The organism is Acidobacteriota bacterium, from assembly GCA_035471785.1.
Classification (GTDB): domain Bacteria; phylum Acidobacteriota; class UBA6911; order RPQK01; family DATIPO01; genus JANQFM01.
This window is the reverse complement of sequence record DATIPQ010000143.1, coordinates 12,433-30,576: the sequence shown is the minus strand read 5'-3', so window position 1 is coordinate 30,576 and position 18,144 is coordinate 12,433. Positions and strand designations below refer to the sequence as shown.

The following is an 18,144-nucleotide window of genomic DNA, read 5'->3' as shown; positions in this document are numbered from 1 at the left end:
GGCGTGGGGGCCCTCCTTCGCCAAGGCGGAGGGTTAATACCGGTAGTGGTCGGGCTTGTAGGGGCCTTCCACTTCCACGCCGATGTACTCGGCTTGCTCGGAAGTCAGCGTGGTGAGCCTGGCGCCCAGCTTCTCCAGGTGCAAGCGCGCCACCTTCTCATCCAGGTGCTTGGGCAGGACGTAGACCTGCTTGTCGTAATCGGAGTGGTTCTTCCACAGCTCGATTTGGGCGATGACCTGGTTGGAGAAGGAGTTGCTCATCACGAAGCTGGGATGTCCGGTGGCGCAGCCCAGGTTGACCAGGCGTCCCTCGGCCAGCACGATCAGGCTCTTGTCATCGCTGAAGTGCCACTGGTGGACTTGCGGCTTGATTTCCTCTTTTTGGATGCCCGGCACCTTGGCCAGTTCGGCCATGTCGATTTCGTTGTCGAAGTGGCCGATGTTGCAGACGATGGCCTTGTCCTTCATCCGCTTCATGTGCTCGGTGCGGATGACGTTGAAGTTGCCGGTGGCGGTGACGAAGATGTCGGCCGTGTCGAGGACGTCTTCAAGCCGGGCCACCTGATAGCCTTCCATGGCCGCCTGCAGGGCGCAGATGGGATCGATTTCGGTGACGATCACGCGTGCGCCCTGTCCGCGCATGGACTGGGCGCAGCCCTTGCCCACCTCCCCGAATCCGCACACCACCACGGTCTTGCCCCCGATCATCACGTCGGTGGCCCGCATGATGCTGTCGGGCAGAGAATGACGGCAACCGTAGACGTTGTCGAACTTGCTCTTGGTGACCGAGTCGTTGACGTTGATGGCGGGGAAGAGCAGCGTCCCCTTCTTGGCGCGCTGGTTGAGGCGCAGGACGCCGGTGGTGGTTTCCTCGCTGACGCCCAGCACCCCCTCGGCCATGCGCGTCCAATAGCGCGGGTCCTCCTGCAGGCGCTGGCGGATGAGGGCCAGGATGACCTTCATCTCGGCGTTTTCGGTGCTGTCGGGCTCGGGCAGCGTGCCGTCCGCTTCATAGGCGTCCTCAGCTTCTTTGCCCAGGTGGATGAGCAGGGTGGCGTCGCCTCCGTCGTCCACCATCAGGCTGGGTCCGCCTTCAGGAAAAGCCAGGGCGCGGTCGGTGCACCACCAGTACTCCTCCAGCGTCTCGCCCTTCCAGGCAAAGACCGGGATGCCGGCCTCGGCGATGGCGGCGGCGGCGTGATCCTGGGTGGAGAAAATATTGCAGGAGGCCCAGCGGACCTCGGCGCCCAACTCGGCCAGCGTCTCGATCAGCACGGCGGTCTGGATGGTCATGTGCAGCGAACCCGCGACGCGGGCGCCTTTGAGCGGCTTCGAGGCCGCGTACTCCCGGCGGATCGACATCAATCCGGGCATTTCGGCTTCGGCCAGCTCGATCTCCTTGCGTCCGAACTTGGCCAGGCTCAAGTCTTTGACCTTGAAGTCTTGCTTGGTGGCGGTGGTGGTTGTCATGAAACAGTCTCCTTGGATGTGGAATCCGCTCTTTGGGCGGAGGTTCGGTTCTCAGCGGTCAGCAGAAACAAAGGCGGCGCCGGACGCGACGGTGCGGCCGGGTGGCCGGGAGGCGGCATGGGCAGATTCGTGTGCCGGCCCAGTTGGAAACCGGCCTCCGTCAGTTCTTCGATCAGCCGCCCGGGGTCGATTCCCGGCGAGGAATCGCCCATGGCGAGGTGAAACTCGTTCAATCGGTGTGGATGAATGTCGACCACCAGCAGGCGTCCGCCGGGCTTGAGGACGCGGGCCAGCTCGGTCAGCGCCTGCCCTCGATCGGCGCTGTGGCGCATCACCAGAATGGCCAGGACGGCATCCACGCTGTCTTCTTCAGCAGGAAGCTCCTCCAGGCGTCCGGGGTGGACGCGGACGTTCTCCAGTCCTTCCCGATGGGCCCTCTCGCGGGCAAGCTCCAGCATGGCTGAGGAGGGATCGACCGCGATCACCTGGCGAAACTGGCGGCTTAGGAAAGGCAGCATGTAGCCGGTGCCGGTTCCGATGTCCAGCACCGTCCACCCGCGGGGCAGCAGCGATGCCAGGGCTTCGAGGTGAAAGAGTCCGCCGAAGTGCTGGAAGCGCAGGTCGTCCCACTGGTGAGCCAGCCGCTCAAAGGCGTCCTGGCCGCCTTCGCGTCCGCGCACCACGGTCTTGAGGCGCTCTTCCAGGAGATCTCCCAGAGGCTGCTTCCTCAGCCAGCCGTTGAGCAGATCGCCCAGTTGAGCGTCCCCCTTGACACCGTTGCCGTTGACCTGCGGTTCGACCACTCCGATGTAAGTCCGGTTGCCTTCCCGCCGGTCCACCAGCAACCCGGTCTGGCGCAGCGTCTTCAGGTGGCGGCTGACGGTCGACTGAGGCATCCCCAACACCTCGGTGATCTCCCCCACCGTCAGGGGCACTTCTCCCAACACCCGCACCATATCCCGCCGCGTCCGGTCAGCCAGCGACTTCAGCAACTGGTCCGCTCGTTCATCCACAAATCCGAATATACGGATGGAAGCACGCCTTGTCAAGCTGTTTTTTTTACAGGTTTCGGCGACAGGGGATGGGGGGATTGGGTAGACTGCTGGGGATGAGTAGGAAGCGGGTTTTGTTTGTGTGTTTAGGGAATATTTGCAGGTCGCCGGCCGGGGAAGGGGTGTTCAAGCACTATGTGGCCGAGCGGGGGCTGCAAGGGGAGTTCGAGGCCGACTCGGCGGGCACTTCGGCTTACCATGTGGGCGAGCCTCCGGATCGGCGCATGCGCCAGGCGGCTTCGCGCAGGGGACTCGACTTGACCGGGCAGTCGAGGCAGTTTTCCGAGCGTGATTTTCAGCGCTTCGACCTGATCGTGGCCATGGACCGGTCTAACCTGCGCAGCATTCAGGCCATGGACCGAAAAGGACGCTACCAGCACAAAATCAAGCTCTTCAGCGACTTCGTAGGCGACGGATTCCCTGTCGATGTGCCCGATCCCTACTACGGCGGACGCGACGGTTTCGACGCCGTCCTCGACTTGCTGGAAGAGGGTATGGACGGTCTGCTCGAGCATCTTGCAGGCTCGGCTGGCGAATGAGGGCCGAGGTTATGAGCTTAGAGAACGCCGTTGAAGACGCCATCGCCCAGGCCACGGGTAAGCGCTCCGCCATCCGGGAGAGCGCGGGAGTGGGCGGGGGATGCATCAACGCCGCCCGGCGCATCGAGCTCGAGGACGGGCGCGAGTTCTTCCTCAAGTCGAATGCCGATCCCCTGCCGGGGATGTTCGAGCGTGAGGCCGAAGGACTCGAGGCCCTGGCCGAGGCGGCTGGAGAACTGCGGGTGCCCGAGGTCATAGCCGTGGGAGGCGGCCGGCGGGGCGCGGCCCACTTCATCGTCATGGAGCACATTCCCACGGGACATCCTGCGGGGGACTTTTTCCGCCGGCTGGGGCGCGGATTTGCCTTGCTCCACCAGGAATCCGGCGCCGAGCGCTTCGGCTTTGAACATGACAACTATATCGGCAGCACCCCACAGCCCAACGGATGGATGGAGGACTGGGTCGACTTTTATCGTCGCCGCCGGCTGGGATTTCAGCTTGAGCTGGCTTGCCAAAAGGGGCACGCTGACGACCAGATGATGCAGTTGGGCCGGCGCTTGCTCGACCGGCTGGATGAATACATCGCCCAACCCGACGAACCCCCCTGCCTGCTGCACGGAGACTTGTGGAGCGGCAACTATCTGTGCGACGACCGGGGACGCCCGGTGCTCATCGATCCGGCCGTCTACTACGGACGCGGCGAAGCCGACCTGGCCATGACCCGCCTCTTCGGAGGGTTCGACTCGGAGTTCTACGCCGCCTATCACGAAGTGCGTCCACGCCGGGATGGGCACCAGGCCCGCAGCGACCTCTACCAGCTCTACCACCTGCTCAACCACCTCAACCTCTTCGGACGCTCCTACCTGAGCGGATGCCTGCGCATCCTCCGCCGATATGCATAGAGCCGCCAGGTAGCCACACGTTACCCAGAAGTCGGCACAAGGTCCTATTTATAATAAAATGTTGAGAATCCAACAGAAAATGAAGCGACTCGCTGTTAGGGTCGATGGGACGCAATGCGGTATATGAAGTTCGGTGCATTTTCGATTGCTGCTCTATTGCCTTTTCTTGTGTTGGTCAGTCAAGAACTTGAAAGCCAGGCTAGAGAGCGACTCGCGAGCACTTGGACTGACCGGATTTATCCAACGATCCTTCGCGGATTGGCTCTGGATAGGATAGTCCCCGACACGACTGGGGCTGAAGGCGGGCTTCTCATCGTCGGCAAAGGGAACTGCCCTCCCAGTGATCGAAGTGTCCCCGCAATCCTAAGTCTGCTTGAAAAGACGAGGTGGCGGCCGAGAATGCACGTGTGGGTTGTTTCAGCCGGGCAAGACTGGCCCGGAAAGACTGCCATCATCGAGGACCTCAAGAGGCGTCAGTTGCCTTACCGCGAGTTCTTCATCGGGGATGTGCGCCCCTGGATTTTCAAGACTGGGATCGCCGCCACACCTTTAGTGGCAGTAGTAGATCGCAGTAATCGTCTTCGGCGAATCCATCGGGGGCAGGTCAACGAAGACGTCATCTCTCACTTATACGGCAAGTAACTGATAGGAGGACAAGTGAAACAAAGATTACTGAATTTCGGTAAATTGGCAATGGCATGGGTACTCCTCCTGTCGGCTGTTTTCTTCGCTTTGAACCTCATGGGCCAAGAAGGTACGACATTTGACTGCTGTTGCGACGAGTGTCTGATTTGCAGGAGAGACAAGAATTGCACAGAAGATGCCGACGCTTGCGACAATCAACCTACCTTCGATGATTGTTGTATGGATGCTTGTGGTAAGCCTGGAGGCGAACCCCCTGGGCCCTAGATCGTTCGTGACTGCGCCCGCGTTGACGGGTGCCAGTTCATTCCTGGACTTCGGGACACGTCGGACGGCTTGGAGCAGACTGCCTGCTAGGTCGTCTTGAGAGAAACGTGATGGGCAAGCTGAAGCAAGTTTACTTTCTAGCGTTGATCTCCGTGACGGCCGTAGCGTTAGTGGCCACTACCGCCCTTCTTGCGTTCATTCATCCTGTCTTTCTCAAGCCCTTGTCGTTTCGCGACCAAGATCGGCTCGTGGCATTCGTGCAAGAGCCCCAAGGCTCACTTGAGAGTTGGTCTTACCCTCTCTTGGAACTGGTTGAAAGAGAAGCAGCCAGCATCGAGGTGGCTGGCGGCTTCCGGTCCAAGTCATTCGAATTGATCCCGCAACAGGGCCAGTCAGTCGGGATCGAGGGTCTTCTAGTCAGCAAAGACTTCTTTTCCGTTCTCGGTGAACGGCCACTGTTAGGAACGACGCTGAGCGAGAGTCAAGAGGGAGGGGAGCTGCCTGCGGTGGTTAGCTTTGGGTTTTGGCGGTCTCGTCTTGGAGGCCGAAGAGATTGCTTGGGTGAGTTGATCCAACTTGATCAAGGGACTATCAGAATCGTGGGGATCATGCCAGAGGGCTTCAGCTTTCCCCACCGCGACGTCAAAATCTGGGTTCCTTTGGAACAGACCTTTTCTTCGGCTCTCTCGGTTCCTTGGGCGCGCATCTTGACGCCCATCGCACGATTGGCCGCAGATGCCAATCCCAGGCAAGCAGCACAGGAACTGCGCCAACTGCAAAAGGCAATCGGAGGGGACTATCGCTGGCAAGCTTCGCCCGCAGTCCAAAGTTTGGCGGCGGTCCTGCCTTTGCTGAGCAAGAGAAGACAGGGAGGCGACGACGCCGCTACGCTAATGGCTCTGACTGCCAGCGTCGGAGCCCTCCTTCTTCTCGCCTTGGTGACAACCGCCGTGCTGACCGTAATCCACAGCAAACAAACCGCATCCGAGATTGCTGTTCGCAAGGCCTTGGGATGCCCTCGTTGGCGGTTCATGGGTCAAGTCGTGCTTGAGACCGTCTTCGCCATGAGCTTGGCGGCAGTGGCGGGTGTCTCCGGCGGTATTCTGCTAACCGAGTGGCTGATCGCTCAAGCCCCTCCAGATCTGACCCGGGCCGACGAGATAGGCTTCAGCATGCGAGTGATTGCACTCGCACTCCTGCCGGCTGTTGCCTGTGTCGTCGTGGTGGTGTGCGTGGCTGGCTGGCACCGGTGGAAGGTTGATTCGTGGATCAGCCTCAGTCAGTCTATTACTAAACCGGCTCGGGGAGAAGGACGCTCATCCGGCTGGGTCGACACTCTCCTGGCCGGTCAGATTACCTTCGCCACTGTCATCATGCTGAGCGCAGGAGTTCCCACGTTGGTGTGGTTTAAAGCTAGCTCCCTGAGCGAGGCGGGAACACCTTACCGCCTCCTTCAAGCCATCCGGGTATCCAACCAAGCGAGGACAAGCGGGGCGGGGGATGGGCCGTTGCTTGAATACCAGAGCCTCAAAGAAGTGCTCCAGGGGCCTGAAGGGCCTGTTTCTGTTGCTCTCAGCTCCGGGTTGCCTTTCGAGAATTATACTGGAAGTACGTTCTTTACGGTCCTGGGACCGGAACATCATGGCAAGGTGATCCAAGCCCGCGAGAAATATATCAGTTCCGGATATTTTAAGACTTTGGGGATACCCCTGGTACAGGGCAGAGCCTTCCGGGAAAAAGAATCCCGACCGACGGCTATTGTTGATCTCTCAACAGCGAATTCCCTTTGGCCCGACGGAGCTTTGGGCAAGCGCCTCAAGATCGGATGGCCCGACGAGCCGGGCGAGCACGTCACCATTGTCGGCGTCGTCGACAATCCCCACAGGCAGAATGCGGTGTCCAGCCAGTGGGAGGACGTGCAGGGTACGAACAACATCTATCTTCACTTCGATTCCGAGCCGCTGGTGCATTGCTGGGTCATCTTCCAAACCAAGGAGGGCTCACCGGCCGCCCTTGGAGACTGGCTGGTCGAGAATCTCCAGGCCGTTTTTCCCGATCTGGCGGTGCGAAGGCCGCTGGGCTTCACTGAAATGCTAGCCGTTGAGATTTCGCGCTTAAGATTCACATCCCTCGTGCTCTTGATTTTCAGTAGCGCCGCACTTTTCACGGCCGTTCTGGGCATATATGCGGCGTTCAGCCACATGTGCTTTAGTCGTATGAGGGAATTCTCCATCCGTAAGGCCCTGGGCGCCGGCCCCAAGCACCTGGCTGCCTCGGGTCTCTTCCGCTTGCTCAGGACCACTGTGGTGGGCCTGCTGCTAGGGCTGCTAGGGTCTTCTCTAGCACTTAGCTATATTTCCAGAGTACTCCGGGGACTCCCGCAGGAATCGGTCGTCCCCTATGTCGCGGTGGCGGTTCTTGTGGCCGGCGCCTCCACCTTTGCTTTCCTGATTCCGTTCCGGAGGGTCGTCAAGGAATCTCCCACGCGTTATCTGCACCTACCCTAGCTCCGAGGACTGCTCTACATGCTGAAAAAGCATCCCCTTCTATTCTGTTGCCTGGTTGCGGCTTGTCTTTTCATGGCCGGACTCGTGGTCAAGAACGTGCTCGACACGATTCAGCTCAATTCTAGGGTCGCTGAATTGGAGGCCGCTCAAAAATCACCAATCTCTCAAATTCTTCCGACCGAGGATCTCTTGGGCCGACTTGTGCCCCTGTCACAGTCGGGGACTGACTCGTACGAGCAAAGTTTTCGAGTCTTGATCCTCCTGGCTGATGATTGCCCCTATTCGCAGGCCGGAATAGACGCTTGGAAGCGGATGCTAGAAGGCATGGCAAGTCGTCAACGTCCCCTGGATCTGTGGGTGGTGTCATTTGGGGGAACTCGATTGAGTGAAGAGCTGATCGAACATGCTCGAAATCTGGAACTGTCGGCCCGGTCCTTCAGGCCCCGTGACAACTTGGACCTTCGCTTAGCGCTTGGAATGGACGCCTTGCCTCACACACTGCTAATCGATCCTGATTCGTTTGTGGTGTTAGGCGTGCTTGGCCAAATCGGCTCAAGGGAAGCCGCCCTTCTTTGCCAAGTACTCGATAATCCGCCACCGCCAGGCCAAGGACAATACGTCCGCTCTCACAAGCTGTCCGGCGTCACTCATGTCCCCCTAGGGCCACTAGGTGGCCAGTAAGTCACACACGGATCAAGTTTCAGCGCTCGGCGGTATTAGACTGCTCGCTCCCTGGCTTAGCTTCGGCTTAGCTGAACTGCTAGCCGGGAGCCGAGTTTTAGGGCCCTAAGGCGGCGCTCCATCTGCTCCCGGAGCTATGAGACAGATTGCTGCTTCAGCGATCAACATTTCCGATTTGAATTGAGAACCCCTCACCTCGCGGCTTGCAGCTTTGTCGGGGAGCGGGGGGCGTGTAGCATGGAACGAGAATAGAAACTGCGGCCCGCAATGCGGCCTCCGGGAGGCTCACGCGGACGGTCGGTCTTGACCGGCCAGTTCAGTCGCCAATCCCGGTCAAAGCGACCGCGGGGGCAAGGGAGATATGGGCATGAAGGTAAAGGCATATCGGTTTTCTTGGGCGACAACTCTGGCGCTGTTGGCGGCATTCTTGCTGGTGGGTGAGCAGGCTTGGGGACAGACCAAGCTGCTGCGCTTTCCCGACCTGCATGGAGATCAGGTGGCTTTCGGCTATGCCGGCGATCTGTGGACGGCTCCGGCTGAAGGCGGCACGGCCCGGCGGCTGACGTCCCATGAAGGGATCGAAATCTTTCCCAAGTTCTCGCCCGACGGGCGCTGGATCGCCTTCACCGGCCAGTACGACGGCGACGAGCAGGTCTATGTGATGCCTGCGCAAGGGGGCGTCCCCAAGCAGTTGACCTTCTATCCCGCCCGCGGACCCCTGCCTCCCCGCTGGGGCTACGACAACATCGTCTACGGCTGGACTCCCGACGGAAACGGGGTGCTCTTCCGCTCCCTGCGCGAGGAGTGGTCGCTGGCCGGGGGACGCCTCTTCACGGTCTCGGTGGAAGGCGGACTGCCCCAGGCTCTGCCCATGCCCACGGCGGGCGCCGGCGACTTCTCCCCCGACGGAACAAAGATGGTCTACTCGCCTCTTTTCCGCGATTTCCGCTCCTGGAAGCGCTATCAGGGAGGCTGGGCCCAGGACCTGCAAATCATCGACCTTGAGAGCCTTGAAACGACCCCGGTCACCCAGCATGAGCGCAGCGACCGCGATCCCATGTGGGGCGACGGAGTCATTTACTTCGCCTCCGACCGCGACGGGACGCTCAATCTTTACGCCTACGATGTCGACTCCGGCGATTTAAGCCAGTTGACCCGCAGCACCACCTGGGACGTGCGTTGGCCCAGCAAGTCCGAGGACGACCGCATCGTCTACGAACTGGCGGGCGAGCTGCACATCCTCGACGCTTCCAGCGGCGACTCGCGCAAGGTCGAGATCACCGTGCCTTATGACGGACTGGCCATGCGTCCCGAGCGCACCTCGGCCGCCGACGTGATCGAAAATTTCGGACTCAGCCCCAAGGGCGAACGGGCCCTTTTCGCGGCCCGCGGAGACATCTTCACGGCTCCCGTCGAACACGGTCCCACCCGCAACCTGACCCGCTCCTCAGGCGCCCACGACAAGGCCCCCGACTGGTCCCCGGACGGCTCCCGGATCGTGTTCATTTCCGACCTGGACGGCGAAGAGGAACTCTACCTGGTCTCCCAGGACGGAAAGGACGAGCCCCAGCAGGTGACCGATGGGAACGAGGCCATGCTCTACTCCCCGCAGTGGTCTCCGGACGGCAAGCATATCGCCTACTCCGACAAGGAGGGCCGCATCTTCGTCCTCGCCGTGGAAGACCGCTCGGTGCAGCGGATCGCCGACGAAAAGGGAGGGCAGGTGCCCGGCTACCAATGGTCTCCCAAGGGACGCTACCTGAGCTTCGCCCTGAGCGACCCCAGCGGATTCACCTCCATCTACATCTGGGATTCTCGGGACAGCCGACTGCACCGCGTCACCGGCGAGTTCTTCAACGAGTTCAGTCCGGCCTGGGACCCCGCAGGCAACTACCTTTTCTATCTGAGCGACCGCATGTTCCAGCCCCAAATCGGCAGCTTCGAATGGAACTACATGGTCGACCGCGAAAGCGGAATCTACGCCCTGGCCCTGCGCGAGGACGTCAAGAGCCTCTTTCCGCCCCGCAGCGACGAAGTCACGGTGGAGGAGAAAGAAGGCCAGGCTGAAGAATCCTCAGAGGAAGAAATGGGCGGGAAGAAAGGCGCCTCTCAGGATGAGGCCGGAGAAAGCGGCCCAGAAGAGGGCGAAGCCGCGATGGAAGCCGCCGAATCGATCGACTTCGAAGGACTGGCGCAGCGTGTCGAGCGCGTCCCCGTCGATCTCGACAACTACGCGGCGCTCTCGGCTGTGAAAGGACACCTGATCTACGTCCGCACCGGACCCTTCTACTACGGACGCGCATCCGACATTCCTCCGGGACTCAAGATCTACTCCCTGAAGGACCGCAAGGAAAGCGACCTCATGCAGCCCATCGCGGGCTACGCCCTGTCGGCCGACAACAGCAAGCTTCTGGTGCGGCAAGGCAACGATTTTCAACTGCTGGCGGCGGCTCCCGAGGGCCCGAAATCGGCCAAGAGCGTCTCCACCGACGGCCTGGAGGTCGACCGCGTCCCCAAGCTGGAATGGGAGCAGATCTTCGACGAGGTGTGGCGGCGCTACCGCGACTTTTTCTATGTCGAGAACATGCACGGCTATGATTGGCAAGGGCTGCGCGAGCAGTACCGTCCGCTGCTGGAGCACGTGGCCCACCGTTCCGACCTCAACTACGTCATCTCGGAGATGATCGCCGAACTCAACGTGGGTCACGCCTACATCAGCGGAGGCGATTGGAAGCAGCCCGAGCGGCCGCTGGCGGCCCTGGCGGGCGCCCGCTTCCAACTCGATCCTCAAGCCGGGCGCTACCGCATCGCCACCATCCTCGGCGGCCATAACGAGGAAGATCTCTACCGCAGTCCCCTGACCGAAGTGGGCGTCGAGGTGCAGGAAGGCGACTACCTGCTGGCCGTGGACGGCCAAGAAGTTCAGGCGGGGGACAATCCATACGAGGTGCTGCTGCACAAGTACGGACACCCGGTGACCTGGACGGTGGCCGACTCTCCTGAGGGCCAACGCCGCGACGTGACCTACTCGCCCATCCGCCACGAGCGCGACTTGGTCTACCTCAACTGGGTGGAGGACAACCGCCGCAAGGTTTCCCAGATGAGCGGCGGACGTGTGGGCTATTTGCACATTCCCGACATGGGGGCCAACGGCATCCGCGAGTTCATCAAGTGGTACTACGGGCAGATCCGCAAAGAAGGGCTGGTCATCGACGTGCGCAGCAACGGGGGAGGCAATGTCTCTCAGATGCTCATCGAGCGCCTCAGGCGCGAACTGCTGCACACCGGATACGCCCGTACCAGCGACTACACCGGCACCTACCCCTCGGTGGTCTTTCACGGGCACCTGGTGTGCCTGCTCAACGAGACTTCGGCTTCTGACGGAGACATCTTCCCGGCCATGTTCCGCGAGGCCGGACTGGGGCCGCTGATCGGCAAGCGCTCCTGGGGCGGGGTCATCGGCATCACCAGCCGCGGAACGCTCATCGACGGGGGCGGCGTCAACGTCCCCGAGTTCGGCTACGGCAGCAAGGAGGGCGAGTGGACTATCGAAGGTTACGGCGTCGATCCCGACATCGTGGTCGAGAACTCGCCCAAAGACCTCATCGAGGGCCGCGACGCCCAACTGGAACGGGCCCTGGAAGAAGTCCTCAGGCGCATCGAGGAGAATCCCATGAAACTCCCCGACCGCCCGGCGGCGCCAGTTCGCACGCCTTAAAGGGCGCGCGCACTGAGCGAACTCCCGAATTCCAAGGGCCAACAGGGCCAACTTCCAAGTTGCCCGAGTGTGGGTCGAGCTTGGGGGGCGGAGACTGGCCCTGCGGGAGGGGTGCGGAATGGAAGTCAAGCCGGAGGGCGCTCGTCCTCCCCGGCGTACTCTGCTTGGGGAAGCGAATCGCCTGTGGAGGGAGAAGACGGCTGGGTGCCGGGGGCCGGCTCGCCGTTTGAATCGGGGGTCAGCCAGAGGGTGCAGAGGTCGAACTGGGAGCCGAAAAAGCACAGCCGGGTGAAGATGCGGGAGGCGATGTAGAGCTGGCCCAAGAACAGGGCCCATATGACGGCGGCCCATGAGGCCTGGCTGGCACCGGGAGCCAGGGCTGTGTAGATGATCAAAAAAACCAGCGCCAGCAGCAAGTTGAGTCCGTAGAGCGAGATGGCCTGCAAGGGATGGGAGAAAACCAGGCGCAAGGAGCGCAAGGTCGCTCCCAGCATACTGCGGCGGTCCTCGATCACGGTCACGATCTTGGCGTAGTCGAAGACCAGGTTGACGATCAGCAGCAGGATCCAGGCCACCAGGTAGGCCAGCAAATACCAGAAAAAGGCCATGCGCTCGTCCACGATGTCGCGCGAGACGCTCTCCACGTGCTCTTCCAGAAATGGCATCAGCCAGCCGAAGATGACCAGGTAAGCCAGCCCCGAGAGAACAAACAGACGCAGAAAGCGGAAGAAATAGCGTGTCCCGTCCGCCGCGCATTGGGGCAGGGAAGGCGCTTGCCCGCTCTCGAAGGCGGTGAGAATGGCTCCCGCGGCCCAGATCCAGACCAGCAGGTAAAGCGCGCCGATAAGAACCACTCCGGGGAAGTAATCGAGGTGCTCCCCGGTCAAGAAGGCGTCGACAGCGTTGAGGACCGCACCGGCTCCCGCCACCGTGGGGTCGAAGCTGGCGGCCAGCGCCTTGGCTTCGGCTTCGAACTCCAAATACCAGCGGTCGTCGTAACCTTGAGCCAACGCCTCGGCCTTGGCGCTGGACCCCAGCGAGTCCTCGATCTGGTGGGAGAGGATGAGCGCGGGGGCAAAGGCCAGAAGAAAACTGACCAGCCACATCCAGAAGATAAAGCGCTTGACGCTGAGAGAGGCTGCGATGCCCCGGCGGAATGCTGTGGCTGCGGTTTTCATGTTGACGGCTCAAAAGTGAAAGGCATAAGTTTCCATCACGTTCTGCATCCACACCATCCACTTGAGCGCCCACTTCTTGGCGGCGAAGGCCGAGGGGGCATCCTCGACCCAGGAGTTGTTGGTGCGGTCGACGTCCAGGGCCACGACTTCTTCCGGATCGACCTCCACCCGCACGATGCGCTGCTCGGGCTGGTAGACGTAGTCCTGCCAGCGGCCTTGCCCGTCCCATTCCTCTTGCACGCTTGTGCCGTCCTCAAAGGTGATGCGGGCGGTGACGGGGAAGGTGGCTTCGCCGAAGCGCCGCACCACTACGAAGGGACGGTCCAAGCGGTCGCGGCCGACCTGGGAAACGCCGTAGTCGAAGACGTTGGAGCTGTAGTAGGTCTGCTCCCAGAACCAGCTCAGGTCCTCTCCCGTCTCTTCCCCGAGGACGCGGAAGAAATCCTCGGCGACAGGATGGCCGAAGCTGTACTGCCGATAAAAAGCCGCCATGGCCTTTTGAAAGCGGTCCCATCCCAGGTAGCGCTCCAGGGTGAGCAGCATCAGGGCCGGCTTGGTGTAGGAGTTGATGCCGTAGGCGTCGGGTCCCAGTTTCCAGGAAGGACGTCCCATGATGTCCTTCTCAAGCTCTTCGCTTTCGCCCGCCACCGTACGCCGCTCGCGCGGCAGTCCGCGGAAGAGCAGGGGGATGAAGCCCTTGAAATAGCGTCGGGTGCGGTAGACCTCGGGGTAAGCCACCATCTGGGTACGCAGTTGCGAGTAGGAATTGAGTCCCTCGTCCAGCCAGGCGTGTTCGAATTCGTTGTTGCCCACCACCCCGTACCAGAACTGATGTCCCATCTCGTGGACGGTGACGCTTTCCGGACGGTCCGATCCCAAGGGCGTCAGCCAGCGCGACCCGCCGGTGAACAGGGTGGGGTATTCCATGCCTCCGGAGCCGGATTCCCAGGCTGGATCGACCACGGTGACATGGTCGTAGGGATAGGCTCCGAACCACTCCCCGTAGTAGCGCAGGGCTGCCTCGGTGGCGGCGAAATAGCGGTCTTCCTGTCCGGCGTGGTCGGGCATGATGAGCAGGCGCATCTGCACCGGAGGCAGGCTCTCGTGTTGAAAACGGCGCAGGTGCTCGCGCAGGCGGGGACTGGTGACCCAGGCAAAGCCGTGGACGCGCTGCTGGGTGTAATGATGGGTGCTGGTCCCATCCCCGTTGTCGTTGACGCTTTGAGCCGTCCCGGTGGCGCCCAGCGTCCAGCCCGAGGGCACCTGCAGCTTGACGTCGTAGTCCCCGAAGCGGCTGTAGAACTCGGTCTGGATGAACTGGTGGCAGTTCCAACTGCCGTCCTCTTCAAAAACGCCCAGCTTGGGAAACCAGTGAGCCAGGAAGTAGTAGTCGCCGCGGAATCCCGTGCGGGCGAAGGTGCGGGGGATCTTGGTGGTGAACTCGATCTCCACGCGGATGCTTTCGCCCGGCGCCACCGGCTGGGGCAGCGCCACGCGCAGGACGCTGCGGTCGTTGGGATTGCCGTCGTCAGGCTGGATGAACTCCATGCGCCCGGTCAGGTCGAAGTCTTCCCGCCGGGGGACGCCCTCCTCGCCGGCAGGCAGGCTGCGGGCCACGACAAGGGAGGAGATCTCGGTTCCGCCCCAATCCCCCTCGCCCCAGTCGCTCAGGTCGCGGTCCCTCCAGCGCCAGGAGTTCATGAAGGAGGTCTTCTCGTTCTCCCAGGCGTTGAAGTAGAGATGGAAGCGCAGGTCGGGGGCGGGGAACGGGGTGTCGTTGGTCCACTCCAGCAGCAAGGACCCGCCCACGGTCTTGGCGGCGGGGTTGAGGCGGACGTCCAAAGTGTAGTCGGCCGCCGCCGCTGGGACGGCGGCCGATAGCGCAATCAGCAGGTAAAGGGTGATCCTTTTCATCACGATCTTAGGTCCATGATGAAACACCCGTTGTCCACAGGCAAGCGCCCGCGGAGAATTCTCCGTCTTCAGTCGGCGCGCAAGGTGATCTGAGGATCGACCCCGGCTGCCTTGCGGGCTGGACGGTAGCAGGCCAGCAGGGCCACGGCGGCCAGTCCCAGGGCCACGCCGGCGAAGGTGAGCGGATCGGTGGGACTGACGTTGTAGAGCAATCCTTCGATCCAGCGGCTGACTCCCCAGGCGGCCGCCAGCCCCAGGGCGATGCCGATCAGGCTGACGACGAGTCCCTGTCCCATGACCAGGCGCAGGATGTCGCTCACCCGGGCTCCCAAGGCCATGCGGATGCCGAATTCCTGGCGGCGGCGGCTGACGGTGTAAGAGAGCACCGAGTAAAGTCCCACGGCGGCCAACAGCATGGCCAGCAGGGCGAAGACGCCCACCATCTGAGCCATGAAGCGGTCGGCCGCCAGGGATTCCCGAAGGTAAGAGGGCAGGGTGCGGACGTCGAAGACCACCAGGCGCGGATCGATTTCCAACACCGCCTGGCGGGCGGAAGAGGCGATCCGCGTGGGATCGCCGCTGGTCTTGAGCAGGGCGTGGATGTCGCCTCGCAGACGCTGGATCAGCGGCTGGTAGACCTGAGGCGTCGGCTGGGCCCGCACTTGGCCGTACTTCTCGTTGGCCACGATTCCCACCACCGTCATTTGCGGCCCTTCCTCGCCGAAGGCGATTCGGCGTCCGATGACCCGCCCGTCATGAAATTGGGCTGCCAGGGCCTCGTTGACCAGCGCCACCGGTTGGCTCTGGGGACCGTCGGAAGGCTGGAAATTGCGTCCTTCCAGCAGCCGCACGCCCAGGGTTGTTAGGTAGTGGGAGTCGATGGTGCGGTGGCGGAACTCCTCGATGCGTCCCTCTTGTCCCTCGACGTAGACGCTTCCGCTCCAGGTGCCGTCGCCGCCGATGGGAATGGAGGTGGCCAGAGCGGCCTTCTCGACCTCGGGCAGGGCCTGCAGGCGCGGGGTCAGGCGGTCCAGGAAGGCCAAGGCTTCCTCAGCCTTCTCGTAGCCGGCGTCCTCCAGGTTGAAGCGCAGCGACAGCACGTTGGAGGGATCGAAGCCGGTAGGTTCGCTTTGCAGGTGCAGGAAGGAGCGCAGCAGCAGTCCGCCGCCGATCACCAGCAGCACCGAGAGCGCCACTTCGGCAACCACCAGACCTCGCCCCAGAGGAGAGGCGCCGCCTCCCGATCCCTGGCGTCCGCCCTGGGACAGGCCCTCTACGGCGGTGGTGCGGCTGAGCATCCAAGCGGGCAAACTGGCGAAGACGAGCAAGGTGACCAGCGAGCAGAGCACGGCGAAGAGCAACACCGAGGCGTCCACCGAGAGTTCTTCCAGGCGGGGAATTTCGGGGGGTGCCGCGCTGCGCAAGAAAGCCACGCCGCCGTAGGCCAGCGCCAGCCCCACCGCTCCGGCGCCCGCCGCCAGCAGGAGTCCTTCGGTCAGCAGTTGGCGCAGCAGACGGATGCGTCCGGCGCCCAGGGCGCCCCGTATCGCCATCTCGCGGCGGCGGGCCCGTCCCCGCGCCAGGAGGAGATTGGCCACGTTGATGCAGGCGATGAGCAAGACCACGCCGACGCTGGCCATCAGCAGCCAGAGAGGCCTGCGGGCCTCTCCCGCCACCCATTCCTGCAGTCCGACAAGGCCCGCTCCGGCCTGCTCATTGGTCTCGGGATACTGCTGTTGCAGGCGGGAGGCGATGGTCTGCAGTTCCTGGGAAGCTTCCTGAGGCGAGACACCGGGCTTGAGCCGGCCTACCACGGTTACCCAGTGGGCGCGGCGCGTCCACACCGCCACCCCGTAGACTTCGGGATCCCACCCGCTGGGCGTCCACAGTTGGGGCGGGACGGCGATTCCCGGCAGGCGGAAGCCGGGCGGCAGCACGCCCACGATCTCGCGGGCGCCTTCGCTGGTTTGCAGGATGCTGCCCACGATGTCAGGGCGTCCGCCGAAGCGGCTCTGCCAATAGGCATGGGAGATCACCGCCACCGCCGCTCCGCCGCTGAAGGTCTCGGAGGGCCGAAAAAGCCGTCCCGCGGCAGGACGGATGCCCAGCATCCCGAAGAGGTTGCCGGTGGCCTGTCCTGTCGCCACCCGTTCCCGCTTGCCGTCGGCCTCCACGGTGGCGCCGTCGAAGGCCCAATAGCCGGCCATGTCCTGGAAGCTTTCGCTCTGGGCACGCCAGTCCAGGAAGTTGGCGGGGGAGGCAGTTTGGCGGATCCACCCTTTGAGGGGATTGGTTTCGTAGATAAGCACCAGGCGACCAGGGTCTTGATAGGGCAGAGGCCGCAACAGAACTGCGTTGAGGACGCTGAAGATGGCGGTGTTGGCTCCGATGCCGGCCCCCAGCGTGATCACCGCTACCAGCACCAGCACCGGAGAACGCAGCAGGTTGCGCAGCCCGAAACGAAGGTCGGATGTCCAGGAAGTCATGTAATCTCCTTTTTCCAGCCCTCTGCGGAATCTCTCCCTGGGATTCTGCTGGCTGGGCCAGAGGCGCTTGGCGACGCTCTCGGCTCGCAGTATCAAGGCTGTGGCGAGCAAATCAAAGGAAGTCCTCAGCAGGTGCAGCAGACGTTGCGCCATGCCCCTGCATTCGTGCTGGCGCTGGCGGCGGAATACCTCCAGCATTTCATCGCCGAAATGGCGGCGATGGCGCCCCGGCAGCAAGCTCAAGAGCAGGCCATAGAAACGCTGGGCCCAATCGGCGGGGACGGGACGGGCCAGATCGCGTCGACCGCTCATGCCGGCTCCTGCCGGCCGGACTTCAAGCGCCGGGCGGTTTGCAGCAAGCGTTCCAGGCGCTGTGATTCCAGCTCCATCATCTGTCGGCCGCGGGGCGTGAGGCGGTAGTAGCGGCGCCGTTCGTCCTCGTCGGGACGCGGACGCTCATCGTCCTCCACCCAGGCGTCGTCCAGGAGCCTCCCCATCCAGCGGTAGAGGGTGCCTGGATCGAGCTTGACCTGTCCCTGCGAGATATCCTCCACCTTCTTCTTGACCCCGTAGCCGTGACAAGGCTCCTCGGCCAAGGCCAGCAAAAGCAGATAGACAACGGGTTTGAGAGGCAAGAGATTCTCGGCCTGGCTGCGCGCTAACGGTTCACTCATGACGTGTCGGCCCTCTCCCGGAACTATGTGGCACTCTGAATGCAGGCAAAATGCCTACATGAGATGAGCCTATATTAGCAGAGGGAATAACTTGTGGGCAATCAATTTTTTTTT

At 62.3% G+C, this 18,144-nt stretch carries 10 protein-coding genes; 4 read left to right on the top strand and 6 right to left on the bottom strand.

The genetic code is table 11. The annotated features are described in order from the left end of the window. Positions 1–33: 33 nt before the first annotated feature. Both ahcY and VLU25_20245 read right to left on the bottom strand, forming a co-directional pair. Positions 34–1,470 (bottom strand): adenosylhomocysteinase, encoded by a 1,437-nt coding sequence (gene ahcY, locus VLU25_20250; GenBank protein ID HSR70272.1) that lies wholly within the window; start codon positions 1,468–1,470, stop codon positions 34–36. Beyond that, on the bottom strand, positions 1,467–2,483 hold the full coding sequence (locus VLU25_20245) for a metalloregulator ArsR/SmtB family transcription factor (GenBank protein ID HSR70271.1): 1,017 nt from the start codon (positions 2,481–2,483) through the stop codon (positions 1,467–1,469). The genes ahcY and VLU25_20245 overlap by 4 nt, the downstream gene beginning before the upstream one ends. A gap of 68 nt (positions 2,484–2,551) precedes the next feature. Between VLU25_20245 and VLU25_20240 the strand changes: the two genes are divergently transcribed. The 4 genes from VLU25_20240 (at position 2,552) to VLU25_20225 (ending at position 11,778) form a co-directional block, all read left to right on the top strand. Then, the gene (locus tag VLU25_20240) at positions 2,552–3,061 is read left to right on the top strand and encodes a low molecular weight protein-tyrosine-phosphatase (GenBank protein HSR70270.1); all 510 of its coding nucleotides are present in this window, start codon (positions 2,552–2,554) and stop codon (positions 3,059–3,061) included. An 11-nt stretch (positions 3,062–3,072) separates the two neighbouring features. Next, positions 3,073–3,963 carry a fructosamine kinase family protein gene (locus VLU25_20235; GenBank protein ID HSR70269.1) on the top strand — a complete coding sequence of 297 codons (891 nt, stop codon included), beginning with the start codon at positions 3,073–3,075 and terminating at the stop codon, positions 3,961–3,963. A gap of 1,019 nt (positions 3,964–4,982) precedes the next feature. Next, complete coding sequence (locus VLU25_20230; GenBank protein HSR70268.1) at positions 4,983–7,379, top strand: FtsX-like permease family protein; 2,397 nt, start codon at positions 4,983–4,985, stop codon at positions 7,377–7,379. 1,048 nt (positions 7,380–8,427) lie between these two features. Continuing rightward, entirely contained in the window at positions 8,428–11,778 is a 3,351-nt protein-coding gene (locus VLU25_20225; GenBank protein HSR70267.1) for a S41 family peptidase, read from the top strand. 125 nt (positions 11,779–11,903) lie between these two features. Here the strand turns inward: VLU25_20225 and VLU25_20220 are convergent, their stop codons facing one another. From VLU25_20220 to VLU25_20205, 4 genes are all read right to left on the bottom strand, one after another. Continuing rightward, positions 11,904–12,956: a hypothetical protein gene (locus VLU25_20220; protein HSR70266.1), complete on the bottom strand. Its 1,053-nt coding sequence runs from the start codon at positions 12,954–12,956 to the stop codon at positions 11,904–11,906. 9 nt (positions 12,957–12,965) lie between these two features. Beyond that, positions 12,966–14,870 (bottom strand): M1 family metallopeptidase, encoded by a 1,905-nt coding sequence (locus tag VLU25_20215; GenBank protein HSR70265.1) that lies wholly within the window; start codon positions 14,868–14,870, stop codon positions 12,966–12,968. A gap of 68 nt (positions 14,871–14,938) precedes the next feature. Next, the gene (locus VLU25_20210; GenBank protein ID HSR70264.1) at positions 14,939–17,668 is read right to left on the bottom strand and encodes an ABC transporter permease; all 2,730 of its coding nucleotides are present in this window, start codon (positions 17,666–17,668) and stop codon (positions 14,939–14,941) included. After that, positions 17,665–18,030 carry a PadR family transcriptional regulator gene (locus tag VLU25_20205; protein HSR70263.1) on the bottom strand — a complete coding sequence of 122 codons (366 nt, stop codon included), beginning with the start codon at positions 18,028–18,030 and terminating at the stop codon, positions 17,665–17,667. Before VLU25_20205 ends, VLU25_20210 begins: the two co-directional genes overlap by 4 nt. Between the last annotated feature and the right edge of the window lie 114 nt (positions 18,031–18,144).